Here is a 22266-nt window from a genome sequence, read left to right as displayed (position 1 = left end):
ATGTCGTCGCCCGCCCAACCCGGCCGCGTGGTCTCCTTCGCGGACGCCCGCCATGCGGTCGAGGAGCATGCGCGTGCGCTAAGGCCCGGCGGGACTGAAGCGCTGCCGTTGATCGAAGCGACAGGGCGTGTGCTGGCAGAACCGATAGTGGCCGACCGGGACTTCCCGCCCTTCGCGCGCGCCACGCGCGACGGGTTCGCCGTGCACGCGGCCGACGTGGCGAAAGTCCCGGCACGTCTGAAAGTCGTTGCCGAGCTCAAGGCAGGCGCCATTGCTGAACGCGCCATTGGCCCCGGCGAATGCGCCGAGATTATGACCGGAGCGCCCGCGCCGTCTGGCGCCGATGCGGTCGTCATGGTGGAGTACACGGCGCGCTCCGGCGATAGCGTTGAGATCCAGCGCAGCGTGGCGGCGGGCGAAAACATCGTCGCCTCAGGCAGCGAGGCGCGTGCCGGGGAGGAGCTCGTCGCGGCCGGGACGCGCATCGCGTTCCCTCAAGTCGCAGTGGCAGCCGCGGCAGGCAAGTCGTGGGTCAACGTCTATCGGCGGGCGCACGTCGCCGTGCTCACGACGGGAGATGAGGTGGTGGAGATCGGCCGCGCGCCCGAGGCCAGCCAGATCCGCAATTCCAACGCGTATTCGCTGTCGGCGCAGCTCCTGGCCGCGGTCGCCGAACCGGTGCGGCTGCCCATCGCCCCTGACGAACCCCGGCGCCTGCGCGAAATCATCGAGGAAGGGCTCCAGTCGGACCTGTTGCTGCTCACCGGCGGCGTCTCCATGGGCAAGTACGACCTCGTCGAGCAGGTGCTGGGCGAATTGCGCGCGGAATTCTTTTTCACGGGCGCGCAGATCCAGCCGGGGAGGCCGGTCGTGTTCGGCAAGGCGCGGGACAAGTACTTCTTTGGGCTTCCGGGAAATCCCATCTCGACGATGGTCACCTTCGACCTGTTCGTCCGCCCGATGCTCGACGCCCTTTCGGGCGCACCGGTCGCGCCGCTGGTGTACGTGCAGGCCAGGCTTAAGGCGGAGTTCCGGACCAAGACCGGGCTGACGCGCTTCCTGCCGGCGCGGCTGGAGGGCGAGTTCGAGCGCGCGGAGGTCGAGCCGGTGCGCTGGCAGGGTTCGGGCGACGTCGCCGCTAATGCGCGCGCCAACTGCTACCTCGTCGTCCCGCCGGACCGCGACCGCCTGGCCGCCGGCGAAGCGGTCTCCATCCTTCTCCGGTAGTGATGCCCTGATGGGCGTCTCTACGCCGTAATGTTCCCTGTTACACTGCGCTCGTGGACGACCGAGAGCAGCTCGGGCTGGGTTTCGAGATCGCCCAGGCGCGCCGCGTTTGGGCGGTGCGCGACCTCATCAGCGCCGTGCGTACCGCGCTGGAGCGCGAGTACACCGACGTCTGGGTCGAGGGGGAGATCTCGAACTACCGGCCGGCCGACTCCGGCCACCTCTACTTCACGCTGAAGGACGGTGACGCCCAGCTCCGCATCGTGATGTTCAAGTCGTCGGCGCGGCTGCTGCGCTTCCGCCCCGACAACGGCATGCAGGTGATCGCGCGCGGGCGCGTCACCGTATACGAGCAGCGCGGCGAACTGCAACTGATGGCCGAGTACCTGGAGCCCAAGGGCGCAGGCGCGCTCCAGGTCGCGTTCGAGCAGCTCAAGGCCAAGCTGCAGGCGGAAGGGCTATTCGATCCGGCGCGCAAGCGGCCCATCCCCAGACTGCCGCGGTGCATCGGCGTCGTGACTTCGCCGCGCGGCGCCGCCATCCAGGACATCCTCAACATCCTGCGCCGCCGCCACGAGACGGTGAACATCCTCATCTTCCCGGCACAGGTGCAGGGCGAAGCCGCGCCCGCTGAGGTCGCCGCCGGAATCGAGTACTTCAGCCAGGCGCAGAACGTGGACGTCATCATCGCAGCCCGCGGCGGGGGATCGGTGGAAGACCTGGCGGCATTCAACGACGAGGCTCTGGCGCGAATCATAGCCGGCTCGAAAGTGCCTGTGATATCGGCCGTCGGGCACGAGACGGATTTCACCATCGCGGACTTCGTCGCCGACCTGCGCGCGCCCACCCCGTCCGCGGCCGCCGAGCTGGTGATCCAATCCAAGCACGATCTTGATGAGACGCTCGGCTCTCTCCACCGGCGCCTGGAGCACGCGGCGCGGTACCGGCTTCTGGTCGCGCGCCAGGCGCTCACCGAGCTTGCGCAGCACGGCGCCATGGCGCGCATGCACGAGCTGATCGCACGGCGCCAGCAGCGGGTGGACGAACTCGTGTTCCGCATGGCGGAGGTGCAGCGGGGGCTGTTGCAACGATACCGCTCGCGGCTCGATGTGGCTGCGGCGCGCGTGCGCCACTTCGACCTGCGCCGCCAGTTGGCCTCCATGCGCCGCGACGTCGTAGCGCGGGTCGGGACCCTGGGCGCGGCTGCGCAGCGATACTTCCTCCAGCATCGCGTCCGGCTGGGGCAGGTCACAGCGCGTCTGGACGAACTCTCGCCGGTCAAGATCCTTGAGCGCGGCTACGCGCTGGTCTTCGATGCCTCGGGAAACCTGGTAAAGGACGCTGCCCGGGTCAAACCCGGGGATGAGATCAGCGCCCGAGTGGCCCGCGGCGTGATCTCCGCGACCGTGAAGCGGTCCCAGAAGAGATAAGAGGGGCAGTCAGCGCCACTCCTGCGGCGCTCGCAGGTGCTTTACAATATTGGCCTGGGCGGCCGGTTCGCAGCAGTTCTGACCGAAAGGACCATTTTTTGACCACGCACATCTGGGGGCGGACGATACAGGTGTCGGCGATGTCGATCCTCGACATCGTCATCGTCGCCCTGCTGATTTACGAGTTCCTGGTACTGATCAAGGGGACTCGCGCGTTCCAGATGCTGGTCGGGGTGGGCGTGCTGATCATCGCTTTTTACCTGGCGCGGTTCGGTGAACTCCGGACCCTCAACTGGCTGATCTCGACCTCACTTCCCTACGCCATCTTCGCGCTGATCGTCGTCTTCCAGGCTGAGATCCGCCAGGCTCTGGCCAAGGTCGGCCGGAAGCTCACATTTGCTCGCGCAGGCGGGCGGGCGTCGGGAAGCTCATACGAAGATATTGTCCTCGCCGCCAACTTGTTCGCGCAGAACCAGACCGGCGCCCTGGTGGTCATCGAGCGCGATATCGGGCTACGCACCTACATCGAGAGCGGCGTGCCGCTGGAGGCGCGCCTCAGCTACGATCTGCTGGCGACGCTGTTCCGCCCCAGCGCGCCTCTGCACGACGGCGCGGTCATCATCCAGAAAGACCGCGTAGCGGCCGCAGCCTGTTTCCTCCCGCTCTCCATGAATCCGGTGCTCTCGACCCAGCTGGGGACGCGGCATCGCGCCGGGATCGGCATCACCGAAGAGACGGACGCGGTGGCTGTGATCGTCTCCGAAGAGACGGGCTCCGTCAGCCTGGCGGTCTCCGGGCAGATCGAGCGCGATATCACCGTCGAGTACCTGCGCGAGCGCCTGAGCGAACTGCTGCAAGCCTACGTGCCCGCAGCCACCTTGCCCACGCCCATCGTCAGCGCCAGCGAGCTGGAGGCTGCCAACGGCGCCGCGCGTCCCCACCCCGCGCACCCGGAGGGCGAGCGATGATCGCCTGGTTCCAGCGCTGGGTGCTCCACAACCTCTCCCTCAAGCTCATTGCTCTGATCAGCGCGGTGCTGCTGTGGTCGGCGGTGTCGCGCGAACCGGTGATCGAGATCGGCTTCAACGTGCCCATAGAGTTCCACCAGGTCCCGGAAGACCTGGAGATCACCACCGAGGTCGTGCCGCAGGCGCAAGTCCGCCTGCGCGGGCCCTCGCGCCGCGTGCGGGAGCTGAGCGCCGCTGACGTCCACACGATCGTGGACCTGGGCAACATCCGGCCCGGCGAGCGCACTTTCGACCTGACCGCGACGCAGGTGAAGGTTCCTTACGACGTCGAGGTGATGCAGGTCATCCCCGCGCATATCCGCCTGACCTTCGACCGCCGGGGCAACAAGGTGGTGCCGGTGCACCCGCGCGTAACCGGGACGTTCGCCACCGGATTCGGCATCACCGGCATCACGGCAGACCCGGCGGAGATCGCCATCGTTGGACCTGAGCGCCGCGTAGCTGCCGTCGAGGCCGCCCTGACCGATCCCATCGACGCTACTGGCGTGGTTGGCCGCGCCACCTTCACCGCCAATGCGTACGTCGCGGACCCGCTGGTGCGCGAACTGCGGCCCACGCCCCTCCGCGTCACCGTCGTCACGGGGAAGACCTCCAAGGCACAATGAGCACAGGAACCCAGATGCAGCCCGGCAAGGAACGGAAGCTTTTCGGCACCGACGGGATCCGCGGCGTCGCCGGCGCATTTCCGCTCGATGAGGAGACAGTGTTCGCCATCGGACGCGCGCTCGGCCACCACCTGGGGCAGGACGCCCGCGTCATCATCGGCCAGGACACGCGCGAATCGAGCCACTGGATCGCCAACGAGGTGGCGGCCGGCCTTCTGTCTGCCGGCGCGCAAGTGCGCAGCGCGGGTGTCATCACCACGCCGGGGATCGCCTACCTGGCGCGCTCGCAAAGGCTCTCCGCCGGGATCGTCATTTCCGCCTCGCACAATCCTTGGACGGACAACGGCATCAAGGTCTTCGGGGGCGACGGCTACAAGCTCGGCGATGCGGTGGAGCTGGCGGTCGAGCACGAGATATTCAAGCTGCTCTCGGAGACCGACCGCAGCAGCGACGTAGAGCCGACCGAACCGGTGCGGTCCATGCTGCCGGGCGAAGCGGCGCTGCGCCGCGCCTACGCGCAGTGGGTGGTCTCGAACGTGGATACCGCGAAGCTGCGCGGCCTGAGCGTGGAAGTGGATTGCGCCAATGGCGCCGCCAGTGAGCTGGCGCACGACGTCTTTGCCGCCGCCGGTGTTGAGGCGCACTTCATCGAGGACTCGCCCGACGGGCAGAACATCAACGAGAACTGCGGCGCGCTGCATCCGGAAGTCGTCGCCAACGCGACTCTGGCCGCGCGGGCCGATGTCGGCATCACCTTCGACGGCGACGCCGACCGTGCCCTGTTCTCCTGCTCCAGGGGCAAGATCGTGAACGGCGATGCGGTGCTGCTACTGGCGGCGCGCGAAATGACGGCCCGCGGCGCGCTCACCGGCGACACCGTCGTGGCCACGACCATGTCGAACATGGGACTGGAGGCGGCGCTCAAACGATCCGGCATCCACATGCTGCGCGCGGCCGTCGGCGACAAGTACGTGCTGGAGGAGATGCAGAGAACCGGCGCGGCCCTCGGCGGCGAGCAGTCCGGGCACATCATCTTCCGCGATGGCGAGGCCACCACCGGCGATGGACTGCTTACCGCGCTGCGCGTGCTGGAGATCGTCGGCCGCAGCGGCAAACCGCTCCATGAGCTGGTCGCCGACCTCAAGGTGTTCCCGCAAACCATCAAGAATGTTCGCGTGCGCGAGAAGAAGCCTCTGGTGGGGATTGCCGCGGTCGCCGACGCGATCCGCGCGGCAGAGCAGGAACTCGACGGCAACGGCCGCGTGGTGGTTCGCTACTCCGGTACGGAGGCCCTGGCGCGGGTCATGATCGAAGCCGAAAGCGCTGACCTCATGCACAAGCACGCCGACGCCATCGCGGCTGCGATCCAGAAGGCACTCGGGGTGTAGCTTTGATCCCCATCTCTCCCACCGACTACCTTTTTATCCTCACCGGCGCGGGCATCAGTGCGGAAAGTGGCCTTCCGACCTTTCGCGGGATGAACGGCGTGTGGCGCAAGTACCGCGTCGAAGATGTCGCCTCGCCCATCGCCTGGGCGCGCGATCCCAAGCTCGTCTGGGAGTTCTATTCCGAGCGGCGGCGCAAGCACCGCGAGGTGCAGCCCAATCCCGGACATCGCGCGCTGGCGGAGCTGGAGCAGCGGCTGGGCGAGCGCTTCTTCCTGTGCACGCAGAACGTGGACCACCTGCACGAAATGGCGGGCTCACGCCGCGTGGCGCACATGCACGGCAAGATCTTCCAGAGCCGCTGCGAGGACGACTGCGGCCGGCCTCCGTTCGACGACGACTGGACCCTCGAGCCTGGCGCCGACATCCCGCGCTGCGATTGCGGCGGCAGGATCCGCCCGCACATCTGCTGGTTCGGCGAGACGCCCTTCGAGATGGACCACATCTTCGCCCAGCTCGACCGCGCGACCCTCTTCATGGCCGTCGGCACGTCGGGGGTCGTTTATCCGGCAGCCGCCTTCGCGCAGGCGGCCAAGTCACGAGGGGCGCGCTCCTACTACATCGGCGCGGAAGAGCCGGCGAACAGCCCGTTTTTCGACGAAGTCTTCCTGGGTCCTTCGGGCGAATTGCTGCCGAAACTCTTTGGGGCCTGAATCGTGCTGCGGTCACTGGCACAGATCGGCGACACTCTACTCCTCCTTGGAGTGATAGCCACGCTGCTCTGGTTTCTGTGGCACCTGGTCTTCCGCCGCCTCTATCGGGTGCGCCACATCCGCCAGATACAGATGAACCGGCTCATGCGGGAGGCGGCGGAACGCAAGGCGGACCAGGAGAAGTACGACGAGGAATAGCGATGCGCCGCAGCACCAAGGCGGCTGCGGCGCATCTTTGTACCTCGTCCCCGGCGCGCCACGCGTCATGAGGCGAGCAGGGCTCGTATGAGTCCTTATAACTCGCCTTTTATTCCTGTCTTGGGACGCTCGTCAAGGACATCGGCTCCCAAAATGCAACCCGTCCCGAATCAGGAACCTATTCCAGGTCGCGCCAGTTGGGCCCAACCCCCACGTCTGCCACCAGCGGTACCTTGAGCTTGTGGGCATTCTCCATCCCCTCCTTCACCAGCTTGCGCATGGTCTCGACTTCGTCCTTGGGAACCTCGAAGACGAGCTCGTCGTGCACCTGGAGGGTCATGCGTGACTTGAGCTGGCGGCTGCGCATCTCCTCGTCGATGCGGATCATGGCGACCTTGATGAGGTCGGCGGCGGTGCCCTGCAGCGGCGTGTTCACCGCGGTGCGCTCGGCGAAGCCTCGCATGTTCGGGTTCTTGCTGTCGATGTCGCCGATGGGCCGCACCCGCCCGAACAGCGTCCGGACCTTTTTCTCGCGGCGGCATTCGTTGAGGGTACGGTCGATGAACCTGCGCACGCCCTTGTACGTTTCGAAATAGTTGGCGATGAACCTCTTGGCCTCGCCCTGCTCGATGCCGATCTGCTGCGAGAGCCCGAAGGGCGAGAGGCCGTAGACGATGCCGAAGTTCACCGCCTTGGCGCGGCGGCGGTGCTCGGCGTCGATCATCAGCGGCGGCACGCCGAAGACCTTGGACGCGGTGAGGGTGTGGATGTCGTCCCCGCGCTGGTAGGCCTCGATCAGCAGCGGGTCTTCGCTGAAATGTGCCAGCAGGCGCAGCTCGATCTGCGAGTAGTCCGCCGAGAGCAGCACGCAACCTTTAGTGGCGGTGAACGCGGCGCGGATCTCGCGCCCGAGCTCGGTGCGGATGGGGATGTTCTGCAGGTTCGGGTTGATGGACGATAGCCGCCCCGTCGCCGTGTTGGTCTGGCCGAAGGTGGTATGCAGGCGGCCGGTCTCAGCGCGGCAAAGCTGCGGCAGCGCGTCCACGTAGGTGGATTTGAGCTTGGAGAGCTGGCGGTACTCGAGCACCAGGCGTGGCACGTCGTGGGTCAGCGCCAGCTCGTCGAGGATATCCTGTGCGGTCGAGAGCGTTTTGCCCTTTCCATACTTGACCGGCTTGGGCAGGTTCAGCCGGTTGTAGAGCACGTCGCCGAGTTGCTTGGGCGAATTGATATTGAATTCCGAACCGGAAAGCTCGTAGATCTCCCGCGCCTTGGCGGCGACGTCCCTGTCCAGCCGCTTCGACATCTTCGCCAGCACGTCGCAGTCGATGTTCACGCCCGCGGCTTCCATGCGCGCCAACACCGGGACGAGCGGCAGGTCGATGTCGTCGTACACCTTGAGCAATCCGGCTTCTTCCACTTCCTGGCGCAGGATGGGCGCCAGCCGGCCAGCAACGTCGGCCGCCTCCGTCACGGAACCCGAAAGCCTCAGGTTGAAGCGGCGCAGCGCAACATCAGCCAGCCCGTGCGCCGAATAGGTCGGATCCAGCAGATACGAGAGCAGCATGGGCTCGTCGCGCACGCCCTCGATGTGCACGCCGCGCGGCTCCAGGGCGTGGATCGCCGACTTGTAATCGTGGATCGCCTTCGGGACCTTCAGGTCGGAAAGGACTTTTCTCAGCGCCTCGGCCGCTTTGTTGTGGTCGAGCGTGACCGCCAGGGCCTTGGCCGGCGCAGCCGAGATCGCTGCCGCCAGGGGAGTGTGGAGATCGGGCGCTGCCAGTCCGAGTGGCAGCGCCGGCTTGGCGTCGTCCTCTTCGTCTTCTTGCTCTGCCGGAGCTGCGGCCTCCGGCAGCGCGAGCGCTACGGCCAGCGCGGCGCCCTTCTTCAACGACTTGACCGCCTTCTCGATGTCTGCCGCCGACTTTGCCTCGGCGTACTCCGTCTCCTCCAGCTTGACCGTTGGCGCGTAATCCTTGGCCAGCGTGGTGAACTCCAGTTCCGTGAAGAGCGCGCGTGCGGCATCGGCGTCGGGCTCCTGTGCCCTCATGGCCTCGAGGTCGAGGTCGATGGTCACGTTGGTGTCGATGGTCGCCAGCTCCTTCGAGATTATGATGGCCTCGCGGTTGTTCTGCAGCGACTCACGGTAAGTCTTCTTCTGCACCTCGGCGGCGCGCTCCAGGGCCGCCTCCACAGAGCCGAACTGCTTGATGATCTCGACCGATCCCTTGTCTCCGATCCCCGGCGCGCCCGGAATGTTGTCGATCGCGTCGCCGCGCAGCGCCATCACCTCCACCACCTGCTCCGGAGGCACGCCCAGGATCTCCTCTACCTTGGCGGCATCGCAGATCAGGTTGTCCTTGGGAGGGTTCAGCACGCGAATCTTGTCGTTGACCAGCTGCAGCATGTCCTTGTCGCTGGAGACAACGAATACCGGATGCGATCGCTCGGCTAGCTTGCGCGCCAGCGTGCCGATCACGTCGTCGGCCTCGTAGCCCGGCATCTCGAGGATGGGAATGCGGTACGCCTCCAGCGCGCGCCGGATGTAGGGCAACTGCTGCGCCAGGTCGCCGGGCATCTCCGCCCGGTTCGCCTTGTAGCCTTTGTACTCCACCTCCTGGAACGTCTGCGTCTTGATGTCGAACTTGCGGACGGTGGTCATCTGTGCGGCTTGCTGGTCGCGAAATGTCGGCGCCGCGACGTCGAAGACCGCCGCCAGGTACTCAGGCGAAAAGTCGTCGCGCAGTTTGCGGAGCATGTTCACGAAAACGTAGGTCGCGGCGGTGGGAACGCCCGACTTGGTCGACATGGGCCGCTGCCGCGCCATGGCGTGATAAGCGCGGAAGATGAACGCCATGGCGTCAATCAGGTAGACAGCGGGCTTCTGCGAGTTGGGCGGCTTGGGGGACAACAGTTCAGTTTAACAAGGCGTTGGAACAATGGGGCTGCCGACCGGCGCCGATTGCAATCTGCGAGTGCCTCGGGCATCATCGAGTGCCATGGCTATCTGCAAGGTCGCTTTCACTGAAGCTATCACGTCTCTGTTCACCCCCGAGGCCAAACAGTCGGTGTCAGTCTTCCGCCATGGCTCTCTGGAAGTGAAAATGTACGCACCCCGGAAAACAGATCCGCAGACTCCGCACACGCGCGACGAGGTTTATCTTGTGGCTCAGGGTCGAGGGACCTACTTCTACGCCGGCGAGCGCCATCCCTTCGAACCCGGAGATTTTCTCTTCGCGCCCGCCGGGGTCGAGCACCGCTTCGAGGATTTCAGCGACGACTTCTTCGTCTGGGTCCTCTTCTATGGTCCTGAGGGCGGCGAGAAGTAGACTGCGTAGCGCGGCCCCCTTGGCCGCGCATCCCCGCCCGCCCATCATTCAATGAACATGCAGTCACCGTAGGAGTAGAACCGGTATGTCTGCTCGACTGCGTGGCGATAGGCGTCCAGCACCTTTTCCCGTCCGGCGAACGCGGCGACCAGCATCAGCAGCGTGGACTTCGGCAGATGAAAGTTCGTGAGTAGAGCCCCCACCACCCGGAACTGAAACCCCGGATAGATGAACAAGTCGGCCTCGCCCTCCCCGGCACGGACGCGTCCATTGCCCAGCGCGCAGTATTCCAACGATCGGACGCTGGTGGTACCGACCGCGATCACGCGCCGATGGTCGTTCAGGGCGTTGTTGATCTTGCTGGCCGCGTCTTCCGGAACTCGGAACCATTCGCGATGGAGCTTGTGCTCCTCGACGACTTCGACGTGCACCGGCTGAAATGTGCCGAGGCCGACATGCAGAGTGATCTCGGCGGTTTCGACACCGCGCTCGTGCAGGCGCGCCAGGATCGCGGGGGTGAAGTGCAGGCCGGCGGTCGGCGCCGCCACCGACCCGGGTTGCCGCGCGTAAACCGTCTGGTAGCGCTCGCGGTCGCCGGGACGGTCATCCCGCGCGATATAGGGCGGCAGCGGCACGTGCCCGATCCGCTCGACGATCCCGAAGAAGTCCTCGAGCGGCGAGAACCGCAAGGTGCGCTCGCCGAACTCGCCGCGCCCGACGACTTCGGCCTGGAGCTCGTCGTGCTCTCCGAAGAAGAGGCGCTCCCCAACGCCGATCTTCCGCCCCGGACGGACCAGGGCTTCCCATTCGTTCGGTCCAACTTGCTTGGTAAGTAAGACCTCGACCTTGCCGTGCAGGAACTCGCGCGAGGCGGGATTGCGCGGACTCACCGGCTGCGCCCGCTTGCCGCTGCGACGCCCGAAGAGCCGGGCCGCAAACACTCGCGTGTTGTTCAGCACCACCAGGTCGTCGGACCGAAGCAGCTCCGGGAACTCGCGAAAAGCCGTGTCGAACATCTCTCCCGTCGCGCGGGTCAGGTGGAGCATGCGCGAGGCCGCTCGGTCCTCCAGTGGCTCCTGGGCGATCCTTTCTTCCGGCAGGTGGTAATCGAAGTCCGAGACCAGCACGTACCGATTCTAGTCTCTGACTTCATTGCCTATCCGCTTGCGCTGCAGTACCATACGCGGATTCCAAAGGTCCCGGTATTACTACGTGTGTAGTAAATGAAGAGCGAGCGCCAGCACCGCGAAGACATCGTCCGCTTCGGCCGCATGATCCACGGCAAGGGCTTCGTGGCGGCTACCGACGGCAATCTCTCCGTCCGCCTGGACCACGACACCGTCCTTTCCACTCCCACCGGCATGAGCAAGGGCATGATGGAGCCGGAGGACCTGGTCGTGGTCGACATGCAGGGCAAGAAGGTCATGGGGCGCCGCAACGTCTCCAGCGAGATTGCCATGCACCTTCAGATCTACTGGCTGCGACCGGACGTGAAGGGCATCGTGCACGCGCATCCGCCGACCGCGACCGGCTACGCCGCCTGCGGACTGCCCCTGAACCAAGCGCTGGTCTCGGAGATCGTGCTCGCTCTCGGCTGCATCCCGGTCGCAAAATACGGCACGCCGGGGACTCCGGAGCTGACGACTGCGCTCGAGCCGCTCATCCCGCAGTACGATGCCATCCTGATGGCCAACCATGGCGTGGTGACTTACGGCGAAGACCTGACCCGCGCCTACATGAAGATGGAGACGGTCGAGCATTTCGCCAAGATCGCGCTGGTATCGCACCTGCTCGGCCGGCCGCAGCTCCTGAGCGATGCGGACGTGAGCAAGCTGATGGTGGCGCGGGAAAAGTACGAAGGGGTGACCTCGGCCGCGCCGCGCGCGCCCGGATGTCCGATCACGGGCAGTGAACCGCCGGCCGCGTGCGCCAAGACTTCTGCAGTGCCGGTCGCGAGCGGCGACCGCCTCCTGGTCACGCGCGAGGAATTGGCGTCAATCGTGGAAGACGCAATGAGGCATACGAAGAGAAGGTGGTAGCGAGAGATCTGCTGTTGGACTGAGCGTGACGTCCGCGTGTGTGGGCCCACGACCCACGACCCGCGAGCCACGACTGGTTTCTTGGAGGAAACATGGGTGAAGCTCTTGGAATGATCGAGACGCGCGGCCTGGTGGCCATGATCGAGGCCTCCGACGCGATGGTCAAAGCGGCGAAGGTGACGCTGGTGGGCTGGGAGAAGATCGGCTCCGGCTACGTGACCGCCATCGTGCGCGGCGACGTGGCCGCGGTGAAGGCCGCCACCGACGCCGGCGCCGCTGCCGCGCGCCGCGTGGGCGAGCTGATTGCCGTTCACGTCATCCCGCGCCCGCACGCCAGCCTGGAAGACGTGCTGCCTATCGGCAAGGCCGCGAAGGCGAACGCGTAAGCGGATCGGGTCATCGGGCGATCGGGTCATCGGCTGAATTTGGCCGGATGGCTCGATGGCCAGATCGAGAGGTGTTTATGATCCTGGCCCGAGTTGTGGGCACGGTGGTGGCTACGCGCAAGGACGAGCGGCTGGAAGGCCGCAAGCTCCTTCTTTGCCGCCCGGTAACCCCGTACGGAGAATTCGAAGGCAGCCACGTGGTGGCGGTCGATACCGTCGGCGCGGGCTTCCATGAGACCGTCCTGCTGGTCACCGGTTCGTCGGCGCGCATGGCTGCCGGGAAGGAAACGCCGCTGGACAGTGCCATCATCGGCATCGTGGACACGGTCCGCACCGACGCGGAGGAAGAGCACGCAGTCGCCGCCAAGGGGAAGAAGTAGATGATGCTGGCGCGTGTGATCGGCAACGTAGTCGCGACCGCGAAGCACGCCGCGCTGGAGGGCCGCACGCTGCTGCTCATCCAGCCCATCGGGCGCGATGGGCAGGACCGCGGCCGGCCGCTGGTGGCCGTGGATGCCGTCGGCGCTGGTTACCGCGAGACTGTGTACTGGTGCCGGGGCAAGGAAGCGTCGCTCGCCTTCGACGGCGCCGAGGTTCCCACCGATGCCTCGGTGGTCGGCATCGTGGATTCGATCACTGCCCATCAGAAGCCGGCCGCGCAGGAAACCCCCAAAAGCAGCAAGCGAGGCCGGAGATGATCCTCGGGCGCGTCCAGGGCGAAGTCGTCGCCACCCGCAAGCACCCCTCTCACGAGCGGCGGAAGATCCTCATGGTGCAGCCCATCCATCCGGACGGCAGCGACCGCGGCGAGGTCATCCTGGCGCTCGACGGCGTGGACGCCGGCGTCGGCGACCGCGTCCTGGTGGTGCAGGAGGGCTACGCCGCCATGGCCGCGGTCAATCGCCCCAACTCGCCCATTGATATGTCGATCGTCGGCGTCATCGACACGATCGAAGTCCACGAAGAGATTTGACCGCAGAGAACGCGGTGTTGCGGGCGGTGAGACTTTCTTATTCTCCTCCAAAGCGAAACCGCATCCCTGCGCGGAAGTTGGCTTTGAGCGCCGGATATCCCGCGACTTCCTCGTAGCGCTTGTCAAGCACGTTCTCCACGTTTGCGTATGCCGTAAGGTGCGAATTGACGGCATACCAGGCGCCCAGGTCCACGCGCGCGTAGCCGGGCGTGTGATCCTGCGCGGGCACGACGCCGAAGAGAAAATCCGAGTCAGGCCGCCGGCCGACGAAGCTGCCGCCGACGTCGCCGCCCCAGCGCTTCCCGGAATGGTTGAGCAGCAGCGAGCCCAGGTGCCGGGGACGCCGCAGGAGGGGATCGCCCGTCGCGAATGGCGGCACGCCTCCGGGGTTCGACAAAATCTGTGTGGACGTGTAGACGTAGCTCGCATTCAGCGCCAGGTTGGAGGTCAAGCGGCTGTGCCACTCCAGCTCGGCGCCGTGCGCTATGCTCTTGGCCACGTTGAAGTACTGGTTGCTCACGAAGTCGAACTGGATCTGGTCGCGGAAAAGGTTGTTGAAGTATGTAGCCGAAAGCGTGTGCTTGCCGCCTGCAAAGCTCTGGGTCACGCCTGCCTCGAGCGCGCGGTTTTGCTCTGGCAACAGATCGGGGCTCGGATTCGACGGGAATGTGCCGGTGATGCCGAACGTCTCCTCGAAGCGCGGCTCTTTGATGCCCTCGGCATAGGAGACGGTGAAACGGGTCGCGCCAACGGACTGGCCGCCGCGGCGCGCCACGAGGGATAGCGCGGCCTGCGGCACGACCTTGTTGCCGAAATTTTCGTTGTGGACGTAGCGGAAGCCGGCGCGGGCGGTGATGCGTCCGCGCGTGATCGCCTCCTGGGCAAACAGGGCGTGGTTCCGCCGCAGCCCGTGGCTATCTGAGATACCGATCGAAGGCTTGTGAGTAATGGGGTCGATCGGCAGCGTGGCGAAGCTGGAGTCGAAGACGCCGTTCTCGTCGTCGAACTCGTATCCGAACGTAGTACGCGCCCAACTCCTTGGTGAATAGTCGGCCTGGTAATTGAAGCCGGCGCGATTGACCTTGAAAGGCGACGAGAAGAAGCAGTCGAAGAAATTGAACACCACTACGTTGCAGCCGCGGTCGGACGGGCCATTGGGCACGCTGTCGGCGTTGGTGCCCTTGTGGTTGTACTCGTAGCCGGTGAGTCGGTGCTGCCAATGATTCGGCCCGGTCACGGTCAGCTCCGCGCTGCCCAGATAGTTGTTTTGCCGCGCGTACTGGTCGATGTCCGGCAGGAGCAGCGGCTGGCCCTCGAATACCCACTGACCCTGCACGCCGCTGCGTGAGTTAGCGTGGCGCGCGCGGATGCGTAGGAACGCCTTGGGCGAAAGCATCACGCCGATGTTGCCGCCCTGGAGCGCATTCGAGTACTGATCGTTGAGGCCCTGCCCGTCGGTCGCGTCCTGCTGGGCGAAGAGGTTGTAATCGAGACGGCCGCGCGCACCGGCGAGGGAGGCGTAGCCGCGCGCCGTGCCGAACGTCCCGCCATCGGCGCCGAAGCGAGCTTCCGGGACCGCGGTGCGGCCGGCCGCCGACCAGAGTTGGACGACGCTCGTCATCGCGTCCGAGCCGTAGAGCACGCTTTCCGCGCCGCGGACGAACTCCATGCGTTCGATTTGCGCGAGTGGGACCACGCCGAAATCGAACGTGCCGCCGGGTTCGTTCACCGGCACGCCGTCGATGATGACCTTGTTGTAGCGCGACTCGCCGCCACGCACGAACAGCGATGCCTGCCCGCCGCGCTGGCCCGCCTGGTTGACGACAGCGCCCGAGACGTAGCGCAACGCGTCGCTGGCCGCGATCGGCTGCATGTTCTGGAGCTCGCGCTGGTCCAGCAGTTCGACGCGCGCGCCGCTCTCCTCGACGGGTACTGGCATGCGGGTCGCGCTGACCACGACGGTCTGCGAGGGCCCCGCCACCGAGAGCTGCATCTTGAGCGAACCTTCGGCAGGGACGCGGGCGGTCGCCGAGGCCGGCGCGAATCCCGGCGCGCGCACCTCGACGCGATACTCGCCGGCCGGCAGGTCCGAGAAACGCACCGTGCCCTCGGCCGAAGTGTTCCGGATGGCCGCCGCCGCCGCGCTGCTGGCGGGATAGAGCTCGACGCGCGCGCCGGCGACCGCCGCGGAGCGCGGATCCGTAACCTGGACGTTGAGATCGGCGGCTGCGCAATTCGCAGCCAAGAGCAGGACGAGAAGGATACGACGGAACTGCACGGGCACTCCTCCTTTGCACGCGAAAGGGGTGTTGTGTGAGGTTCACGCCGGTCTCCTGGCTTGGCGATCTGTTGCGTGCGGCCTTCCCACCCGTGGGGCAGTGACCGGCGCCATCTACTCTCGCCTTACAGTTGCGCGGCAGCGCGGGATTTTCACCCGCTTCCCAGTCCGCGACGTGCGCCGCGGACGCGCGAACCCAGGTTGATAAAGAGCGAATCCGAAGAGCGAATCTACGGCCTCATGTGTCGCCTGTCAATCGTTCATTGTCGATGGTTGATGGTTGATCAGCTGCGCAGGGCTGAGACGTGCTCTTCGGCATAGATGCGGATGCGGTCGAGCGTCGCCTGCATCTCGGCGTGATAGCGCTGCTGGGCTGCTTCATCGGCATCGGGCGGAACGCGGATCAGATTGCCCACGCGCAGCAGCACGCGCGAGAACGGCTTGGGGATTATGAATTCGTCCCAGCTTTGCAGGACCCAGGCGCGCTCCGGCGCGAAGTGGACGGTGGCGATGGGCAAGCCTGATTTTTGGGCCAGCAGCACCGGCCCGGGCTTGGCGACGTACTTCGGTCCGCGCGGTCCATCGATGGTGAAGGCCGCGGTGCGTCCCTCGTCGAGCTCCTTGCGCATGCCGATCAGCGCCGCCACGGCCCCGCGCGAGCTCGACCCGCGCACCGGGCGGTATCCGAACTTCGAGATGATGCGCGCGATGTACTCGCCGTCGAAGCTGCGGCTGGTCATGACCGCGACCTCGCGCTTGCGGTACCACCAGGTGGCCATGAACACGCAGCGATGCCAGAAGGCATAGACCGCGGGCCGGATGAAGAACTCGGGCGGGCCGCCGTCCTCGATCGAAACCGTGACACGCAGCGTCGGCCCGATCAGCTGGATGGCCAGGTACCCCGCCCACGTCACCAGCCACAGCGACAGGCGCTGGCGCAGCGTGAACCGGGGTGCGTCTTCCTCGTCGGGAGGCGCCGCAACGGGCGCGGGAGTATCCACGTCCAGATTGTAAGAGCAAACCGCGGATTCTCACGGATCTACACGGATTCATTTCATCCGTGTCGTCCATGGAGATCCGCGGTTGCTCTTATGAGACGCGAATTGCAGAATTCGCTGCGGCCGGTGCCTGGGCCCGCATCAGCACGCCGCTCGGCACTCGCTGCATCTGCTCCGCGAGCAGTTTGCGCAGCTTGGCGCGGTCGTCGAGGTCGATATTGACGATCTCGAAGCCGACGTTCAGCGCATCCACTTCGCGCATCCACACCTGGGACCTGAGGTGGCGCAGGCCCAATTGCAGGTCAAGCACCGCCTCCATCCCCAGCGAGCTGCGCCCGTCGCGCGTTCCCATGCCTCCACCCAGGCTCAGGGTCTTGATCTGCAGGGGGTAGCGCCCGCGCTGCGTCAGGGCGGTGGCGTTCAGGTTGATCCCCGGCACGATGCGCGGGTAGCGCCGCTGCCGTACCCAGGCCGTCTCCGGCTGCGGGTCGAGCGGCGCGACATCGAGTTCGGCGGGAGACAGGCCGCTCTGCGGCAGGTAGCCCTTCAGGAATTCCGGATCGAGCTTGGCCAGAGCCTGGGCCGCGACCGCGCGGATCTCCCGCGGCTGCTTCCATCCGAACAGGCTGCGCGACTGCAGCAGGATGCGCAACAGCGGCAGCGAGTCCATGTCGCGCAGGCGGGCCAGTGCTTCGATGGCCTTCACCTGCAAATACGGCGAGGCGCTCGACGGCAGGTCGCCCTGCGCTATCTTCTGCAAAGGAGCGCCGGCGGACAGATCGCCACTCATGCCGATCTCGTCAATGACCTCGGGAACGACGGCCGGGTCGAGCTGGTCAAGGAGCGTCACCAGCACGCGCGCGCGGTCGGCGACGCCGCTGGCCGCGATCTGCCGCACCACCGCGTCGTGCTGCGAGCGGGACCACTCCGGCAGGCGCCGGGGCAGCCACTCCAGGAGCGCGGTCGCGTCCAGATGCGCCAGCAGTCCCAGGGTGGCGATGGCTTCGTGCGCGGGGCGTGCCCGCAGCAGCTCGCGCAGGCGGCCGATCGCTTCCGGTCCCAGATGCCGGGCCATTTCCACCAGCCGCTCGCTTTCGTTGCGCCGCGAGCTCCGGGAGTAGAGCACCGCCATCTCCTCGGCGGCGGCCCGGCGGTTCTGTTGCAGCAATTCCAAGAGCTCGGGGGACACGCTGGGAGCATGCGCCGCGTCCACGATGAACTTGCGCAGCCGGCTCTCCACGGCGATGCGCCGGCGGATGTCGCGCGCTATCGAGGGACGCCCGGACTCGATCTTCTCCACACACGCCATGGCCTGCCGCAGTGCCGGGAAGTCCGGCCGCGTGCCCGCTTCCTGCGCCAGACGCACCAGCGCCGCACCCAGTAGCGTCTGCAGATCCAGCGTGGACTCCACCTGCAACTGCTCTCCGCACAACCGCACGGCCTCTGCCAGCAAGTCCTGCCCGATCCGCCCGTACATGTCCGCCAGGTCGCTCACGCCCATGGCGGTCTTGCGGCGCGCTTCCGCGTCCGCGTTCTTTATCCCGCGCGAGTAATTGCGCAGGATCGAAGTGATCAGCGCTACGTCGTTCCGCTGGACGAGCAGGTCTTCCAGGTACGACCGGAGATTGCGGGGCGGGATGCACCATGCGTCTTCCGACAGCAGCACGGTGCGTTTGCCATGCTCCGGCACCTGGGCCCAAAACGCCCGGTCGAGGATGTCGGCGTGCGATTCGACCATGATCCCGGCCTTGCCCAGCTTCTCTTCGTGCGAGCCGATGACCTTGCGCAGCGACTCGATCTCCTTGCCCATGCGGTCCAGCATCTCGCGCACCGCGTTCACCTTCACATCGCCGCGCGCGTACTGGTCCAGCGCGAACCGGATCGCCAGGTGCTCAGCCGCCTTGACGAGCAGCGTGGAATCCGTGTCCGCGGCATCCCGCGAGGCGGAAAGATCCGCCAGCACCTGTTGCAGCGCTGCCTGCGCCGAGCCGGAGACGGACTTCATCCCCTCCCGCACAGCAGCGGAGGGAACCGCTCCTCTCGCGGACTTCCTGTCCCCGATCTGCGCCAGCAGGCGCACCACCTTCTCGTAGTCCGATTCCTGCAGCGGCGCGCCGGTGCCGGAGCCAGATCCCCCACCATAACCCGCTCCTCCTGCTCCGGGTCCCATTCCAGGGCCTGCGCCTGGGCCGGCTGTCCCGGTCCCATCGCCGCCTGTCCCTTGCTTCGAACCCTGCGCCGCCGCGATGAGCTGCAGCAGCTTCTGAGGATCGTTCAGCCAATCTTTCACTTTGTCGGCGTCCGCCCCGAGCACCCGTGCGGTGAGCGCCGTTGCCAGCGTCTCATTGTTCGCGTCCTGGGCGACGTAGCGGATCTCGTTCACGCGGATGCCGCCCCTGGGGTCCGAAAGCGTCCTCTTGAGCTGTTCCGCGACGGCCGACGGCTTGCTGCCGCCCTTGGCAAAGGCGTCCACTACGGCCAGGAACTCGCCTTCCTTCATCTTGCCGCTGAAGTACAGGCTGGCCACGCCCGCGGCGGAGAGCAATTGCGCGAATCCGCGCTCCGCCGGCCCGCATTCCAGCGGTACGCCATCGACCAGCAGCTTGTGGCCGGACACGCCCAGAAGAAACCCGGCTTCCGGGTCCGTGGGCAGGGCGGCCCGCAGCTCGTTCCACGCGGTGGTGAACTGGCCAGCGGTGAGCTTGTGGTCCGCGCCATAGAGGCGGACACACTTCAGCAGAATGTTCAGGCTGCGCGCAAAAGCGCGCGCCGCGGCTATCCGGTTGTCGACAAATCCTTGCGGGGAGTGCACGGTGGCACCTCGTTCGTGCACAACAGGCTATCTCCGAATGACTTGTGCGGAAAGTAACGAAGGACGATGTACGAGGCGCGTTACCAGCGGACAGTGACCACCTGGGAGAATTGCGCGTCGCGAGTGCCGACTCGTGCTTCGGCCTTCGGGGCAGGGCTTTCCGCCCTCAGAACTTCGCCTTCAACCTCTCGTACGTCGTCGCCAGGGCTTCCGGCAGGACGCGGGCCTCGCCCACCGTACCCATGAAGTTGGAGTCGGCGGTCCAGCGGGGCAGCATGTGCATGTGGACGTGGCCCGCCACCCCCGCTCCCGCCGCCTTCCCGATGTTCATCCCCAGGTTGATGCCCTCCGGGCGATAAACTTCCCGCAGAACACCCTCCATCCGCCGGCAGAGTTCCATCATCTCCGCTGCGGTTTCCGGCGGCAGTTTCTGCAGCTCGTCCACGTGCTCGTAGGGAACGATCATCACGTGCCCGGAGGTATAGGGGAACGCGTTGACAATGATGAAATTGTGGGGCGCGCGATGCACGATCCAGGCCTCGCGGTCGTTCTTCTTCTGCTGCACGCAGAAGATGCAGCCCGGCGTCTTATCGATCGTGGTGACGTAGGCGTACCGCCACGGCGTCCAGAGGTAGTCCATGCCGCGCAGCCTACCAGATTTCCCCCTGAATTCCATCGGCTTGGGCTGGAGGGCGCCACCCCGGTGCTCCAGATCCAGCGCGGGTTGCCGGGACGAGCCGCCCCGTTCAGAAAAAACCCTTCTTCGCGTTTGACACTCTTCGGAGGCGGTTGTTATAGTCGAAGAGTCTTTGGCGCGGACTCGCGTCAAGATCCGGCCTCTGGTGTATCAAGCCCGCTGTAACGGACTTTCACTCCAGAAGATCTGCGCCGCCATCAGTCCGCCCAGGGAGTCAAGTTCCCGCACGGATCAGGTGCGGGTGGACTGAACAGCAATGGCAACCGTGAACGAAGACATCAACAATAACCCCCCGACCGCTACCACCGAGCCGTCCGAAACGCAGACCCAGCAGCAATCTCCGAGCACGCCCAAAATCCAAACCTCCGAGCGGCCCACCGAGGGTCCTACTCGGAAAGAAAAAGAGACCATGGAAGACTTCGCAACCGCACTGGAAACCTTTGAAGCCGAGACCGAAGCTCTCGAGCACGACAACCGCATTCATAAAGGCACTGTTATCTCCATCACGCCGAACCACCTTATGGTGGACATCGGCTCCAAGACCGAAGGCATCGTCCGCATCGACGAGGTCAAGGACCACGAGGGCAACGTCACCGTAAAGCCGGGCGACGAGATCGACGTCATGATCCAGCACGGCGAGCGCGAGGAGGGCTACATCGTCCTCTCGCACGAACGCGCCAAGCGCCTTAAGGTCTGGGACGATATTGAGAAGGCTTATAACGGCAAGACCCCCATCAAGGGACGCGTGGTCGAGCGCGTCAAGGGAGGCCTCTCGGTCGACATCGGAGCGCGCGCCTTCCTTCCCGGCTCGCAGGTGGACCTGAAGTCGGTCCGCAACCTCGACGGCATGAAGGGCACCGAGATCGAAGTCCGCGTCATCAAGCTGAACAAGAAGCGCGGCAACATCGTGGTCTCGCGCAAGGCCATCCTCGAAGAGGAGACCGCCGAGAAGCGCTCCAAGACCCTCGAGCACCTGCACGAGGACGCGGTCCTGACCGGCATCGTCAAGAACCTGACCGACTACGGCGCCTTCGTGGATCTGGGCGGCATCGACGGCCTGCTGCACATCACCGACATGTCCTGGGGCCGCCTGACGCACCCGCGCGACCTGGTGCAGGTCGGGGACGAGATCCACGTCAAGGTCCTGAAATACGACAAGGAGAAGCAGCGCGTCTCGCTGGGATTCAAGCAGCTCACCCCCGACCCGTGGACCGACGCCGCGCAGCGCTATCCGGTGAGCGCCCACGTCAAGGGCCGGGTCATCAGCGTGACCGACTACGGCGCCTTCGTCGAGCTCGAGCAGGGCATCGAGGGCCTGGTCCACGTCAGCGAAATGACCTGGTCCAAGCGCATGAAACACCCCTCGAAGATCGTCAGCGTCGGCCGCGAGGTCGAGTGCGTGGTCCTGAACGTGAACCCCGCCGACCGCCGCATCTCTCTGGGCATGAAGCAGCTCGAGACCAACCCATGGGAGACGCTGCACGAGAAGTATCCCATAGGTTCCACGGTCGAGGGCCGCGTGCGCAACCTCACCGACTTTGGCGCCTTCATCGAGATCGAGGACGGCATTGACGGCCTGGTCCACGTCAGCAACCTGAGCTGGACCAAGCGCGTGAAGCACCCCTCCGAGGTCATCAAGAAAGGCGACAAAGTGAAGGCGATCGTGCTGGGCATCGAGCCCGAGCAGCGCCGCCTCTCGCTGGGCATCAAGCAGCTCCAGCCCGACGTCTGGGAGACCTTCTTCGCGCAACACCGCATCGGGGACGTGCTCAAGGGCAAGGTCCTGCGCGTGGCCACGTTCGGCGCCTTCGTCGAGATCGCCGACGGCGTCGAGGGCCTGTGCCACAACTCCGAGGCGGTGGACGCCAGCGGCACTGCCATCCACCTCGAACCCGGACAGGAGTTCGACTTCAAGATCATCAAGATGAATCCCGATGAGAAGAAGGTCGGCCTCTCCATCCGCGCCGTGGGCGAGGAAGCCAGCCGACAGGAAGTTGAGTCCTACAAGCACCCGGCTTCGTCATCGTCTTCGTCTTCGTCACCGGGCAGCGCGACCCTGGGCGAGATCATGAACTGGAAGCGCGCCGGCAACGACCAGTAAGTAGCCGTCCGCCTTCAGTCCGCAGGAAAAACAAAGGCCGCTCGAAAGGGCGGCCTTCTTGTTCCAC

20 protein-coding genes and 1 riboswitch are annotated in these 22266 nt (G+C 65.7%); of the genes, 14 read left to right on the top strand and 6 right to left on the bottom strand.

Going from position 1 to position 22266, the window contains the following annotated elements; all coding sequences use genetic code 11:
* The 7 genes from LAN37_12940 to LAN37_12910 all read left to right on the top strand — a co-directional run bounded on the left by LAN37_12940 (nt 1) and on the right by LAN37_12910 (nt 6586).
* Entirely contained in the window at nt 1-1227 is a 1227-nt protein-coding gene (locus LAN37_12940; GenBank protein MBZ5648115.1) for a molybdopterin molybdotransferase MoeA, read from the top strand.
* Nucleotides 1228-1280: 53 nt separating this feature from the next.
* The gene (gene xseA / locus LAN37_12935) at nt 1281-2657 is read left to right on the top strand and encodes an exodeoxyribonuclease VII large subunit (GenBank protein MBZ5648114.1); all 1377 of its coding nucleotides are present in this window, start codon (nt 1281-1283) and stop codon (nt 2655-2657) included.
* 140 nt (nt 2658-2797) lie between these two features.
* Complete coding sequence (gene cdaA / locus LAN37_12930; protein MBZ5648113.1) at nt 2798-3625, top strand: diadenylate cyclase CdaA; 828 nt, start codon at nt 2798-2800, stop codon at nt 3623-3625.
* Nucleotides 3622-4290 (top strand): hypothetical protein, encoded by a 669-nt coding sequence (locus LAN37_12925; protein ID MBZ5648112.1) that lies wholly within the window; start codon nt 3622-3624, stop codon nt 4288-4290. Before cdaA ends, LAN37_12925 begins: the two co-directional genes overlap by 4 nt.
* Entirely contained in the window at nt 4287-5678 is a 1392-nt protein-coding gene (gene glmM, locus LAN37_12920) for a phosphoglucosamine mutase (GenBank protein ID MBZ5648111.1), read from the top strand. Before LAN37_12925 ends, glmM begins: the two co-directional genes overlap by 4 nt.
* Before the next feature lie 5 nt (nt 5679-5683).
* Complete coding sequence (locus LAN37_12915; protein ID MBZ5648110.1) at nt 5684-6388, top strand: NAD-dependent deacylase; 705 nt, start codon at nt 5684-5686, stop codon at nt 6386-6388.
* Nucleotides 6389-6391: 3 nt separating this feature from the next.
* Nucleotides 6392-6586, top strand: a complete 195-nt coding sequence (locus LAN37_12910; protein ID MBZ5648109.1) for a hypothetical protein — start codon at nt 6392-6394, stop codon at nt 6584-6586.
* A gap of 178 nt (nt 6587-6764) precedes the next feature.
* Here LAN37_12910 and polA read toward each other — a convergent pair whose 3' ends face one another.
* Entirely contained in the window at nt 6765-9443 is a 2679-nt protein-coding gene (gene polA / locus LAN37_12905) for a DNA polymerase I (protein MBZ5648108.1), read from the bottom strand.
* A gap of 142 nt (nt 9444-9585) precedes the next feature.
* Here polA and LAN37_12900 point away from each other — a divergent pair, with 142 nt between their 5' ends.
* Nucleotides 9586-9915 carry a cupin domain-containing protein gene (locus LAN37_12900; GenBank protein MBZ5648107.1) on the top strand — a complete coding sequence of 110 codons (330 nt, stop codon included), beginning with the start codon at nt 9586-9588 and terminating at the stop codon, nt 9913-9915.
* Between the two features lie 44 nt (nt 9916-9959).
* Here LAN37_12900 and queA read toward each other — a convergent pair whose 3' ends face one another.
* Nucleotides 9960-11042 (bottom strand): tRNA preQ1(34) S-adenosylmethionine ribosyltransferase-isomerase QueA, encoded by a 1083-nt coding sequence (gene queA, locus LAN37_12895; GenBank protein ID MBZ5648106.1) that lies wholly within the window; start codon nt 11040-11042, stop codon nt 9960-9962.
* A gap of 96 nt (nt 11043-11138) precedes the next feature.
* On the opposite strand from queA, the gene LAN37_12890 reads away from it, so the two are divergent.
* The 5 genes from LAN37_12890 to LAN37_12870 all read left to right on the top strand — a co-directional run bounded on the left by LAN37_12890 (nt 11139) and on the right by LAN37_12870 (nt 13313).
* Nucleotides 11139-11954 carry a class II aldolase/adducin family protein gene (locus LAN37_12890; protein MBZ5648105.1) on the top strand — a complete coding sequence of 272 codons (816 nt, stop codon included), beginning with the start codon at nt 11139-11141 and terminating at the stop codon, nt 11952-11954.
* A 92-nt stretch (nt 11955-12046) separates the two neighbouring features.
* Nucleotides 12047-12340 carry an ethanolamine utilization microcompartment protein EutM gene (gene eutM / locus LAN37_12885; GenBank protein ID MBZ5648104.1) on the top strand — a complete coding sequence of 98 codons (294 nt, stop codon included), beginning with the start codon at nt 12047-12049 and terminating at the stop codon, nt 12338-12340.
* A gap of 77 nt (nt 12341-12417) precedes the next feature.
* The gene (locus LAN37_12880; GenBank protein MBZ5648103.1) at nt 12418-12720 is read left to right on the top strand and encodes a EutN/CcmL family microcompartment protein; all 303 of its coding nucleotides are present in this window, start codon (nt 12418-12420) and stop codon (nt 12718-12720) included.
* Entirely contained in the window at nt 12721-13038 is a 318-nt protein-coding gene (locus tag LAN37_12875; GenBank protein ID MBZ5648102.1) for a EutN/CcmL family microcompartment protein, read from the top strand. It begins immediately after the preceding gene.
* Nucleotides 13035-13313 (top strand): EutN/CcmL family microcompartment protein, encoded by a 279-nt coding sequence (locus LAN37_12870; GenBank protein MBZ5648101.1) that lies wholly within the window; start codon nt 13035-13037, stop codon nt 13311-13313. Before LAN37_12875 ends, LAN37_12870 begins: the two co-directional genes overlap by 4 nt.
* Before the next feature lie 37 nt (nt 13314-13350).
* On the opposite strand, the gene LAN37_12865 is transcribed toward LAN37_12870, so the two are convergent.
* From LAN37_12865 to LAN37_12850, 4 genes are all read right to left on the bottom strand, one after another.
* Nucleotides 13351-15591, bottom strand: a complete 2241-nt coding sequence (locus LAN37_12865) for a TonB-dependent receptor (GenBank protein MBZ5648100.1) — start codon at nt 15589-15591, stop codon at nt 13351-13353.
* A gap of 27 nt (nt 15592-15618) precedes the next feature.
* A riboswitch (cobalamin riboswitch) is annotated at nt 15619-15800 on the bottom strand.
* 75 nt (nt 15801-15875) lie between these two features.
* Nucleotides 15876-16592, bottom strand: coding sequence for a lysophospholipid acyltransferase family protein (locus tag LAN37_12860; GenBank protein ID MBZ5648099.1), 717 nt, complete (start codon nt 16590-16592; stop codon nt 15876-15878).
* A gap of 88 nt (nt 16593-16680) precedes the next feature.
* Nucleotides 16681-19401, bottom strand: coding sequence for a hypothetical protein (locus tag LAN37_12855; protein MBZ5648098.1), 2721 nt, complete (start codon nt 19399-19401; stop codon nt 16681-16683).
* A 166-nt stretch (nt 19402-19567) separates the two neighbouring features.
* Entirely contained in the window at nt 19568-20041 is a 474-nt protein-coding gene (locus LAN37_12850) for an HIT domain-containing protein (GenBank protein MBZ5648097.1), read from the bottom strand.
* A 313-nt stretch (nt 20042-20354) separates the two neighbouring features.
* Here LAN37_12850 and LAN37_12845 point away from each other — a divergent pair, with 313 nt between their 5' ends.
* Nucleotides 20355-22199, top strand: a complete 1845-nt coding sequence (locus LAN37_12845; protein ID MBZ5648096.1) for a 30S ribosomal protein S1 — start codon at nt 20355-20357, stop codon at nt 22197-22199.
* Nucleotides 22200-22266: the final 67 nt, after the last annotated feature.

The organism is Terriglobia bacterium (assembly GCA_020073495.1).
In the GTDB taxonomy this organism is placed as follows: Bacteria; Acidobacteriota; Terriglobia; order Terriglobales; family Acidobacteriaceae; genus JAIQFD01.
This window is presented reverse-complemented; position numbering and strand designations above follow the sequence as displayed.